Here is a 9,823-nt window from a genome sequence, read left to right as displayed (position 1 = left end):
CTCGGGTCCCGTGCACATGGCGCGAGCGATCTCGAGGCGGCGCTGCGCGCCATAGGGCAGGTCGCCGGCCGGGTCGTCGGCACGGTCGACAAGATCGGCCTTTTCCAGCCAATGCTTGGCGAGTTCCACCGATTCGGCCGAGGCCTTGCGATAGCCGCTGAAGCCGAAAAGGCCGAGGACCGTGTAGCCCGATGCCTTCATCAGTTTGTTGTGCTGGGCGACCAGAAGGTTCTCCAGCAGGGTCATGCCGGAGAACAGCCGAATGTTCTGGAAGGTGCGCGCCACCTTGGCGCGCGCCGGGATTTCATGGTTGGGCAGCCGCTCGAGCAGGAAGGTCGAACCATCGTTCCGGTTGAGCGTGATCATGCCTTCCGACGGCTTGTAAAAGCCGGTGATGCAGTTGAACACCGTGGTCTTGCCGGCGCCGTTGGGGCCGATCAGCGCGGTGATCTCGCCGCGCTTGGCGGCGAAAGACAGATCGCCGATGGCCACCAGGCCACCGAACTTCATCGACAGATGATCCACCTGCAGGATAGCGTCGTTCGCGCCGGAATTGGCCTTCTGAACAGGGTTCGCATTCATCAGCCGTGTCCTTCCTTGGTGAAGGAGCTTGAGACAGCCTTTCGCTCCTTCAGGAAGGCGGTTGGTTCACGACTGCCGACGAAGCCGCGCGGCTTCCACAGCATGACGATAACCATGGCCATGCCGAACAGAAGCATGCGGTAGAGTTCCGGTGTGAAGTCCGGCCCGAAGACCTGCTTGAGGAAGTCGAGTTCGCGCAATGCCTCGGTGCCGCCGATCATCACCATTGCGGCGACCGCGATGCCGACCAGCGAACCCATGCCGCCGAGAACGACGATGGCCAGGATGATGGCCGATTCCAGGAAGACGAAGGATTCCGGGCTGACGAAGCCCTGCCGTGCGGCGAAGAACGCGCCGGCGAAGCCGCCGAACATCGCACCCGTGGCGAAGGCTGTGAGCTTCGTGGTGGTGGTGTTGATACCGAGCGAGCGGCAGGCGATCTCGTCCTCCCGCAACGCTTCCCAGGCACGGCCGACCGGCATGCGCCGCAGCCGGATGGTGACGAAGGCTGTCAGCAGCGCCAGCGCCAGGATCAGGTAATAGAGGAAGATCTTGTAGTAGGCGCTCGATGTCGCCAGATGCAGCACCTTGGCGATATAATTGGGGTCCGACACGTTGAAGGTCATCAGGCCGAAGAAGGTGACCTTCGGGATGCCGGAAATACCGGCCGAACCGTTGGTGACCTCGCGCCAGTTGATCAGCACCAGGCGGATGATCTCACCGAAAGCCAAGGTGACGATCGCCAGATAGTCGCCGCGCAGGCGCAGCACCGGGAAGCCGAGCAGCACGCCCCAGAAGGCGGCCATGGCGCCGGCGGCCGGCAAAAGGATCCAGAACGACAGGCCGTACTGCGTGCCGAGCAGCGCATAGGCATAGGCGCCGACCGCGTAGAAGGCGACATAACCGAGGTCGAGCAGGCCGGCGAGGCCGACGACGATGTTCAGGCCCCAGGCCAGCATCACATAGATCAGGATCTGGATGCCGAAATTGTCGACCCATTTCAGCGAGCCTTGCAGCCCGCCGACGAACGACCAGGACATCAGCGACAGGATCGCCACCACCAGGATCGGATAGAGGATCAGCGCGGCAATGCCGAGTTTGGTGAAGTTGGCATGGATGAAGCCCCGGAAATAATAAATCACGCAGGCCAGCACATAGATGACCGCCAGGGCGCGCAGGAATTGCAGATAGCCCGCCGGCTCCGCTCCCACCCATCCGACGAGAGAACTGTTGACCGCAAACAACACCACCGCCGCTACCAAGGCCACGATGAAGGCCGGCAATTGGAAGAAGCGTGACGCCACGCTGGCCGGCAGCAGACCGGTGGCGACGTCGGTGATCTTCTGGTTGGCCAGGAAGGGCTGGCCATAAGCGACATAGAGGAAGCGCCCGATGGCCGTGGCGATCACCACGGCGGCAAGCAGGCCCCAGCGCGTCGTCAGGACCAGTTCGTTAGAAATGTTCTGGCCGGTCTTCAGGCCGATGAACAGCACGAACAGGCCAAACGATATGGCAGCGGCATAAAGTGACTCGCGCAACGCGCGCTGCATAGGCGTGGCGACGGTGTCGCGCTCCGGAGATACGGTGACGGCCATGGTCTCAGACCTTTTCGACTTCTGGCCGGCCCAATATGCCGGAAGGCAGGAAGATCAGAACGATGGCCAGGATCGAGAACGCCGCGACGTCCTTGTAGTCGATCGAGAAATATGCCGACCACATGCTCTCGATGAAGCCGATCATCAGCCCCCCGACCACCGCGCCCGGCAGCGAACCGATGCCGCCCAGCACCGCCGCCGTGAAGGCTTTCACGCCCGGCGTAAAGCCATCAGAGAAGGCAATGACGCCGTAATACATCAGGAACAAAGTGCCGGCCACCGCGGCAAGGGCCGCACCCATGATGAAGGTGATCGAGATCGTGCGGTCGACATCGATGCCGAGCAGCGCCGCCATCTTGCGGTCCTGCTCACAGGCCCGTTGCGCTCGCCCGAGCGAGGTCTTGTTGACCAGATACCAGAACAGCGCCAGCAGCAGCGCCGTGACGACGACGATGATGATCTGCTTCAGCGACACGCTGATGCCGTTGATGTTGTAAACCTGGCTGACCATCGGCGGGATCGGCTTGTTGCGGGGACCCTGCGTCACCTGGACGAAGTTCGACAGCGCGATCGACATGCCGATGGCGGTGATCAGCGGGGCCAGTCGGAACGAACCGCGCAGCGGCCGGTAGGCGACTTTTTCGATTGTCCAGTTGTAGAGGCTGGTGAGCAGCATCGCCACGATCATCATGATCAGCAGCGCCAGCACAACCGGCACGGAATAGAACAGCGCGCCAAGGGCGAGGAAGACGATCAGTGCTGTGAAGGCCCCCACCATGAAGATGTCGCCATGGGCGAAATTGATCATGCCGATGATGCCGTAGACCATCGTATAGCCGATCGCGATCAGCCCATAGATCGATCCCAGCGTCAGCCCGTTGATAAGCTGCTGGACAAAGTACTGCATGTGTACATGGCTCCCCTGGAATGTCGCCCATGCAGACGCATTCCTTTTCGTATTTCCCCTAGTCGTAAAGTTTCGAGCCCGGATTGCAACGTCATTTTTCAATCGTCATGCGTGTTTTCGAAGCACGCTGTCCGATTGCCCGTTTTCCATCATCCGGCCCCTGGACTATCGCGGACCCTACCATTGGCATAACGCAATGTCTTTGACGATTCGACTGCATCATGCGCTCCGTTTCGAAGAAATCGCCGTCAAAATTAGGTGATGAAAGGAATCCTTGCGTTTTTGGCACGATCCGTTTTTCAAGCCGTCGCTTTCCGCAAGGTCAGGATTCCCATCACTTGACAACAAATCCGTGCGCGAACGGGTCGCGGTCGTCGATGAAGATGGTGTTCAGCCCGGTCATCCGCGCCCAGCCGCCGATAGAGGGAATGATGGCCGGCTTGCCGGCGACGGTGACATCCTTTTCGACCTTGCCCTTGAACAGCGAACCGATGATCGATTCATGGACGAAGCTGTCGCCGGCCTTGAGTTTGCCCTTGGCATGAAGCTGCGCCATGCGCGCCGAGGTGCCGGTGCCGCAGGGCGAGCGGTCGATCGCCTTGTCGCCGTAGAACACGGCATTGCGGGCATCCGCCCCATCCACCGTCGGAGCACCGGTCCACAGCATGTGCGACAGCCGGTTGATGCCCGGGTTCTCAGGATGGACGAAGGAATATTTCTCGTTGAGCCGCTGGCGCACCACCGGGCTCCAGGCGATGAAGTCGCCCGCCGAATAATCGGCCATGTCGCGATAGTTGTTCTGTGGTTCGACGATGGCGTAGAAGTTGCCGCCATAGGCGACGTCGACGGTGATTTCGCCGAGCCCAGGGCATTCGATTGTCAGCCCCTCGGCATGGAGGAAGGACGGCACATTGGTGATGCGCACCTCCTCGACATAGTCGCCGACCTGTTTGTATTCAGCGATGACAAGTCCGGCCGGCGTGTCGAGCCGAAGCACGCCCGGCGTCTTCGGCTTGATCAGACCGTGCTCGATCGCCATCGTCACCGTGCCGATGGTGCCATGGCCGCACATCGGCAGGCAGCCGGAGGTTTCGATGAACAGGATGGCGATGTCGCAATCCTCGCGCGTCGGCGGATAGAGGATCGAACCGGACATCACGTCGTGGCCGCGCGGCTCGAACATCAGGCCGGTGCGGATCCAGTCATACTCGGCCAGAAAATGCGCACGCCGCTCCATCATCGTCGCGCCCTGCAGCAGCGGGCCGCCGCCAGCGACCAGCCGCACCGGATTGCCGCAGGTGTGGCCGTCTATGCAGAAGAAGGATTTCTTGGCCATGACGCTCCTCGAAAATCAAAACCACGAAAAAATCAAAATCGTTGCGGACTGAAGGGGGCCAGATCGATCGGTGGAGTCTGCCCCAGGACAAGATCCCTGATCAACCGTCCGGTGGCCGCCGCCTGGGTCAGGCCGAGATGGCCATGGCCGAAGGCATAGACCACCGACCGCTTTCCAGGCGCGCCGCCGATGACTGGCACTGAATCCGGCAGCGAGGGGCGGAACCCCATCCATTCGCGCCCGCCCGAGGGATCGAGCCCCGGCAGGAATTTCTGCGCCTTCTGCAGCAGCGCCTTAGACCTGGCATAATTGGGCCGCCGCTCGATGCCGCCGAGTTCGACGGCGCCACCGACACGCAGGCCCGTTGCGAGCGGCGTGACGACGAAGCCATGGCCGGAGAAGATCAGCATCCGCTTCACGTCGAAGGCACTCGTCGGCAACGTAGTGTTGTAGCCGCGCTCGGTCTCCAGCGGAATGCGATCGCCGAGTTGCTTCGCCAGCAGATGCGACCATGCGCCTGCTGCGACGACGAGGTGTCGCGCCTGTCTGGTCGTGCCGTCTGCCAATGTCAGCGTCGCACCATCCTGATCCGCCGCGACTTGGCCGATCCGAGCCATCTCAAAGCGGGCACCCTTGCTTTGTGCGTAGGCCCACACCGCCTTGCCCAGCAGTTTCGGGTCGGCGACCGTCTTCCATCCCGGCACGAACGTGCCTTTGATGAAGCGCGGCGACAGCCCCGGCTGCAAGGCGGCCAGTTCCTCGCCCTCGACATGGCGGAAACCGATGCCGAAACGCTCACGCGCCGCCCAGCCGCGCAGCCCGGCCTGGAACTCGGCTTCGCTTTCATAGAGCTCGAGGGAGCCATCCTCGCGCAACATCGACCGCGTGCCGGAGCGATCGAGCAGGCCCATCCACTCCGCCTCGGCGAGCTTCATCATGCCCGCCTGAGCAGCAAGGCTCGCCTCGTATTTTCCCGGCGCACCGGCGCGCCAGAAGCGGATCAGCCAGGGCAGAAGCTTCGGCAGATAGACGGGCGGAATGCTGAGCGGGCCAAGCGGATCGGCCAGCCATTTCGGGAGCTGCCGGATCATGCCCTTGTGGGCCAGAGGCAGCACATCGGAAAAGGCAAAGGCGGCGGCGTTGCCGGAGCTCGTCTCCTCGCAAATGCCGGTGCGGTCGAAGACGGTGACCCTGCGTCCGGCCTCGGCGAGAGACGCAGCGGCACAGATGCCGACGATGCCGCCACCGATGATGGCGATGTCGATTGGAACATCGCTATTCATCGTTGTACATCACCCCCTGCATGCATGTCCCAGTCTCCGCCCCGCTCGCTTCATACCAGCTCAGAACTGCGGCAGCTTCGGCCGCACGGCGAGCGCATCCTTGACGATCTTCTCGACAGCCTTGCGGCGCTCGCCCGACAGCGGCTGGCGCGGCATGCGAACGCGGTCATTTGTGTTGATCGCGAACACTTCGGCAAGCTTGATGTTTTGGACCAGATAGGTCGAGACATCGAGATCGAGCAGCGGCCGGAACCAGCGGTAGATGGCGAGCGCCTCCTCGCGGCGGCCCTGCTTCATCAGCTGGAAGATGGCGACTGTCTCGCGCGGGAAGGCTGTGACCAGTCCCGCCACCCAGCCGATGGCGCCGACCGACAGCGCCTCGAAGGCCAGATTGTCGACGCCGGTGAACAGGTCGTAGCGAGTGCCCAGGCGATTGATGATCTCGGTCGAACGACGGATGTCGTCGGAGGATTCCTTGATCGCGACAAAGCGCTTGTCCGACGCCAGCTCCTCCATCTGGTCGACGCTGACGTCGACGCGGTAGGCAAGCCGGTTGGAGTAGATCATGACCGGCAGGTCGCCCGCCTCGGCGACCGCGCGCAGCGCCGCGACCGTCTCTTCCGCATTGGTGTGGTAGATCGGGCTCGGCACGACCATGAGGCCACTGGCGCCTTCCCGGCTCGCGCGCTTGGCGATGCTGGCCGCCTCGCGTGTGCCGGCCTCGTTGACGGTCAGCAGCACCGGCTTCTTGCCGGCGACCTTCTGTGCGGTCTTCAGCACCTCTATCTTCTCGTCGGGCGACAGCATCGGCCCCTCGCCGAGCGATCCGCAGACGATGATGCCGTCGCAGCCGGCCTCCATCTGCAGGGTAAAGCAGCGCTCCATCTCGGCATGATCGAGACGATCGTCCGCGGTGAATTTGGTCGTGACGGCAGGAAAAACTCCGGTCCACATGATCATCTCTCCAATCTGATATATCAGTGGTATATCTATTAACAAACCCGCTGTCAATGCGGATTCCGTTATGATATATTCAAGATATATCAGGAGAGCGCATTTGATATCCATGGCAGCAAGCATCCCGGCAGAGCCGGCGGCGACCAGGGCCTACCATGTGCTCGAGCACATGATCGTCACGCTCGAACTGGCCCCGGCAAGCTTCGTCACCGAGGGCGCTCTGATCGACAGGCTCGGGCTTGGCAGGACACCGGTGCGCGAGGCGATCCAGCGGCTGGCATGGGAAGGGCTGCTCGACGTCAGGCCACGCGCCGGCATCGCCATCGCCCCGCTCCATCCCGGCGACTGGTTGCGCGTCCTCGATGCACGTCGCGGCGTCGAGGTGGTGCTGGCCCGCTCGGCCGCCCGCTTCGTCACCCGCGAAGCCGCCGACCTGTTTCACGAAGCAGCGCTTGCCATGCAGAAGGCGGTGATCTCGGGTAATGTGCTTGCCTTCATCCAGGCTGACAAGGCTCTCGACGAAGCGCTCGCGCTGGCTGCCGACAATCCCTTCGCCGCCCGTCTGGCCGCCCCCTTGCAGACCCACAGCCGCCGCTTCTGGTTCCGCTACAAGGCCGAGACCGGTCTTGCCGAATCCGCCGAGCACCATGTCGCGCTGATCCGCTCGATCCTTGCCGGCGACGAGGAGGCCGCGGCCAAGGATGCCAAACGCCTGATGGCGCTGCTGCGCGGCCACGCCGAGACGGCCGCCACGCGCTGAACGTCCTTCATACCCCGGTGCGCTTTCGTCGCCGGCGCTTCCTCGAAGCTCGGGTCAAGTCCCTGGCAAGGCAGCCGCCGCCATCAACGAACCGTCCCAGCCTTCGCCCGCCGTGATGACGCAACTCTGACCACGCGTGTCGGTGGCAAGAATTGTCCAGGTGCCCCGGTCGGAGACGAATATCTCAAGAATCAGGCTCGGGTTGACCAAGCCGCGCGCCGCCTCGCTTTCGTGGAATTTTTCCCCGAGCGCTTTGATCATATCCGCACGGGCCGCGCATTGCTCCGCCAGCGCCGGGACAGCGGGACACGCAAAAATTGCCGCGAAAAATAGCGTTGCCACAAGACGGGACATCTGACACCTCCTTGCGCCAGACGATGTCCCCGAAGCTGTCGCCAGCGCCGTTGCTTGATCTGCCGTACCTCCTTGCGGCAGGACTGCAGACCAAGACGGCAGAACCTACTTGGTTCCATCACATTAGCGTTCAAGCGGATAGGCGCCACCGGATTGCAAAAAAACGTCGGGCACGAGCGCCCGGGCCTTAATCCAAATCAATTTGTCGTCCGGTCAGTTCATCGTCGGGATGACGAATTCGGCACCATCCTTGATGCCGGACGGCCAGCGCGAGGTCACCGTCTTGGTCTTGGTGTAGAAGCGGAACGCGTCCGGGCCGTGCTGGTTGAGATCGCCGAACGAAGATGCCTTCCAGCCGCCGAACGTGTAATAGGCGATCGGCACCGGGATCGGCACGTTGATGCCGACCATGCCGACCTGGACACGGCTTGCAAAGTCGCGCGCGGCATCGCCGTCACGGGTGAAGATGGCGACGCCATTGCCCATCTCGTGATCGTTGGCGAGCTTGATCGCGCTCTCATAGGTCGGGGCGCGCACAACAGAGAGCACCGGCCCAAAGATCTCTTCCTTGTAGATACGCATGTCCGCGGTGACGTTGTCGAACAGGCAGCCACCCATATAGTAGCCGTCTTCATAGCCCTGCATGGAGAAGCCGCGGCCGTCGACGACCAGCTTGGCGCCTTCCTTGACGCCGGTATCCACGTAGCCCTTGACCCGTTCCAACGCCTGCGCCGTCACCAGCGGGCCGAAATCGGCGGAAGAGTCCGTCGAAGGACCGACCTTCAGGCTCTCGACGCGCGGGATCAGCTTTTCCATCAGCCGGTTGGCGGTATCGTTGCCGACCGGGACGGCGACCGAGATCGCCATGCAGCGCTCGCCGGCCGAGCCGTAGCCGGCGCCGATCAGCGCATCGACGGTCTGGTCCATGTCGGCATCAGGCATGATGATCATGTGGTTCTTGGCACCGCCGAAGCACTGCACGCGTTTGCCGGCGGCCGTGCCGCGCGAATAGATGTAGTGGGCGATCGGCGTCGAGCCGACAAAGCCGATGGCCTTGATGTCGGGATCGTCGAGGATGGCGTCGACCACGTCCTTGTCGCCATTGACGACATTGAGGATGCCCGCCGGCAGACCGGCTTCGAGGAACAGTTCGGCGATGCGCATCGGCACGCCCGGATCGCGTTCCGACGGTTTCAGGATGAAGGCGTTGCCGCAGGCGATGGCCGGCGCGATCTTCCACAGCGGGATCATCGCCGGGAAGTTGAACGGCGTGATGCCGGCGACCACGCCGAGCGGCTGGCGCATCGAATAGACGTCGATGCCGGGGCCGGCGCCGTCGGTGAATTCGCCCTTCATCATGTGCGGTGCGCCGATGCAGACCTCGACCACTTCGAGGCCGCGCTGGATGTCGCCCTTGGCGTCGGCGATCGTCTTGCCGTGCTCGCGCGCCAGGATGTCGGCCAGTTCGTCATAGTCGCGCGCGACCAGTTCGAGAAACTTCATCAGCACGCGTACGCGGCGCTGCGGGTTGGTCGCGGCCCATTTCGGCTGCGCTGCCTTGGCATTCTCGACCGCCGCGCGCAGTTCCGCCTGCGAGGCCAACGCCACCGTGCCGCGCACGGAGCCGTCCATCGGCTGCATGACATCCTGCTTGCGGCCGCTGGTCCCGGCGACATGCTTGCCGCCAATGAAATGACCATAGTCGATCATGATTTCTCTCCCTTGTTTGTGATGCTGCATTGTCCGCCTTTGGCCGGCGGATGGCAACGCGACGGAGAACGCAACCGTTGTGCGGAGAATAGATAACGATTGACGAGCGAGCATCAATTCCCGCAAATGATGCTATCCCGAGACGACGCCGGAGGATTGACAGGTTGAGTTCCTTCGCGCCCCCCTCTGTCCTGCCGGACATCTCCCCCTCTAGGGGGGAGATTGCGCTGTTGTCTTCGGCTTCGCCAATCCTTGAGGCTGTTAGCGAAGAGCTGTCGGCGAGGCTGCCAATCTCCCCCCTTGAGGGGGAGATGTCCGGCAGGACAGAGGGGGGCGCCA

The 9,823-nt window shown here is 62.7% G+C and carries 9 protein-coding genes; 1 reads left to right on the top strand and 8 read right to left on the bottom strand.

What is annotated here, in order from left to right; all coding sequences use genetic code 11:
- The 6 genes from EOB49_RS38040 to EOB49_RS28330 form a co-directional block, all read right to left on the bottom strand.
- Positions 1–582: ATP-binding cassette domain-containing protein (locus tag EOB49_RS38040; protein ID WP_245472865.1), on the bottom strand; the 582-nt coding region annotated here is incomplete at its 3' end.
- On the bottom strand, positions 582–2,177 hold the full coding sequence (gene livM, locus EOB49_RS28350) for a high-affinity branched-chain amino acid ABC transporter permease LivM (RefSeq protein WP_127320417.1): 1,596 nt from the start codon (positions 2,175–2,177) through the stop codon (positions 582–584). The genes livM and EOB49_RS38040, both read right to left, overlap by 1 nt.
- A gap of 4 nt (positions 2,178–2,181) precedes the next feature.
- The gene (locus EOB49_RS28345; protein WP_013529092.1) at positions 2,182–3,084 is read right to left on the bottom strand and encodes a branched-chain amino acid ABC transporter permease; all 903 of its coding nucleotides are present in this window, start codon (positions 3,082–3,084) and stop codon (positions 2,182–2,184) included.
- A 334-nt stretch (positions 3,085–3,418) separates the two neighbouring features.
- Positions 3,419–4,420 carry a 4-hydroxyproline epimerase gene (locus EOB49_RS28340; RefSeq protein WP_127382922.1) on the bottom strand — a complete coding sequence of 334 codons (1,002 nt, stop codon included), beginning with the start codon at positions 4,418–4,420 and terminating at the stop codon, positions 3,419–3,421.
- 32 nt (positions 4,421–4,452) lie between these two features.
- Positions 4,453–5,703, bottom strand: a complete 1,251-nt coding sequence (locus tag EOB49_RS28335; RefSeq protein ID WP_164781834.1) for an FAD-binding oxidoreductase — start codon at positions 5,701–5,703, stop codon at positions 4,453–4,455.
- A gap of 60 nt (positions 5,704–5,763) precedes the next feature.
- Positions 5,764–6,657, bottom strand: coding sequence for a dihydrodipicolinate synthase family protein (locus tag EOB49_RS28330; protein WP_127382921.1), 894 nt, complete (start codon positions 6,655–6,657; stop codon positions 5,764–5,766).
- A 112-nt stretch (positions 6,658–6,769) separates the two neighbouring features.
- Here EOB49_RS28330 and EOB49_RS28325 point away from each other — a divergent pair, with 112 nt between their 5' ends.
- Positions 6,770–7,420, top strand: coding sequence for a GntR family transcriptional regulator (locus tag EOB49_RS28325; protein ID WP_245472866.1), 651 nt, complete (start codon positions 6,770–6,772; stop codon positions 7,418–7,420).
- A 54-nt stretch (positions 7,421–7,474) separates the two neighbouring features.
- On the opposite strand, the gene EOB49_RS28320 is transcribed toward EOB49_RS28325, so the two are convergent.
- Together EOB49_RS28320 and EOB49_RS28315 are read right to left on the bottom strand one after the other, a co-directional pair.
- Positions 7,475–7,774 (bottom strand): hypothetical protein, encoded by a 300-nt coding sequence (locus EOB49_RS28320; protein WP_127382919.1) that lies wholly within the window; start codon positions 7,772–7,774, stop codon positions 7,475–7,477.
- Between the two features lie 213 nt (positions 7,775–7,987).
- Entirely contained in the window at positions 7,988–9,484 is a 1,497-nt protein-coding gene (locus EOB49_RS28315) for a CoA-acylating methylmalonate-semialdehyde dehydrogenase (protein ID WP_023811796.1), read from the bottom strand.
- Positions 9,485–9,823 lie beyond the last annotated feature (339 nt).

The organism is Mesorhizobium sp. M7A.F.Ca.MR.148.00.0.0 (genome assembly GCF_003997735.1).
GTDB lineage: Bacteria > Pseudomonadota > Alphaproteobacteria > Rhizobiales > Rhizobiaceae > Mesorhizobium.
This window is presented reverse-complemented; position numbering and strand designations above follow the sequence as displayed.

Excerpts from the sequence above, each read along its gene's own strand:
- livM (WP_127320417.1), bottom strand. The coding sequence starts at position 2,177 with ATGGCCGTCACCGTATCTCCGGAGCGCGACACCGTCGCCACGCCTATG.
- EOB49_RS28345 (WP_013529092.1), bottom strand. The coding sequence starts at position 3,084 with ATGCAGTACTTTGTCCAGCAGCTTATCAACGGGCTGACGCTGGGATCG.
- EOB49_RS28340 (WP_127382922.1), bottom strand. The coding sequence starts at position 4,420 with ATGGCCAAGAAATCCTTCTTCTGCATAGACGGCCACACCTGCGGCAAT.
- EOB49_RS28335 (WP_164781834.1), bottom strand. The coding sequence starts at position 5,703 with ATGAATAGCGATGTTCCAATCGACATCGCCATCATCGGTGGCGGCATC.
- EOB49_RS28330 (WP_127382921.1), bottom strand. The coding sequence starts at position 6,657 with ATGTGGACCGGAGTTTTTCCTGCCGTCACGACCAAATTCACCGCGGAC.
- EOB49_RS28325 (WP_245472866.1), top strand. The coding sequence starts at position 6,770 with ATGGCAGCAAGCATCCCGGCAGAGCCGGCGGCGACCAGGGCCTACCAT.
- EOB49_RS28320 (WP_127382919.1), bottom strand. The coding sequence starts at position 7,774 with ATGTCCCGTCTTGTGGCAACGCTATTTTTCGCGGCAATTTTTGCGTGT.
- EOB49_RS28315 (WP_023811796.1), bottom strand. The coding sequence starts at position 9,484 with ATGATCGACTATGGTCATTTCATTGGCGGCAAGCATGTCGCCGGGACC.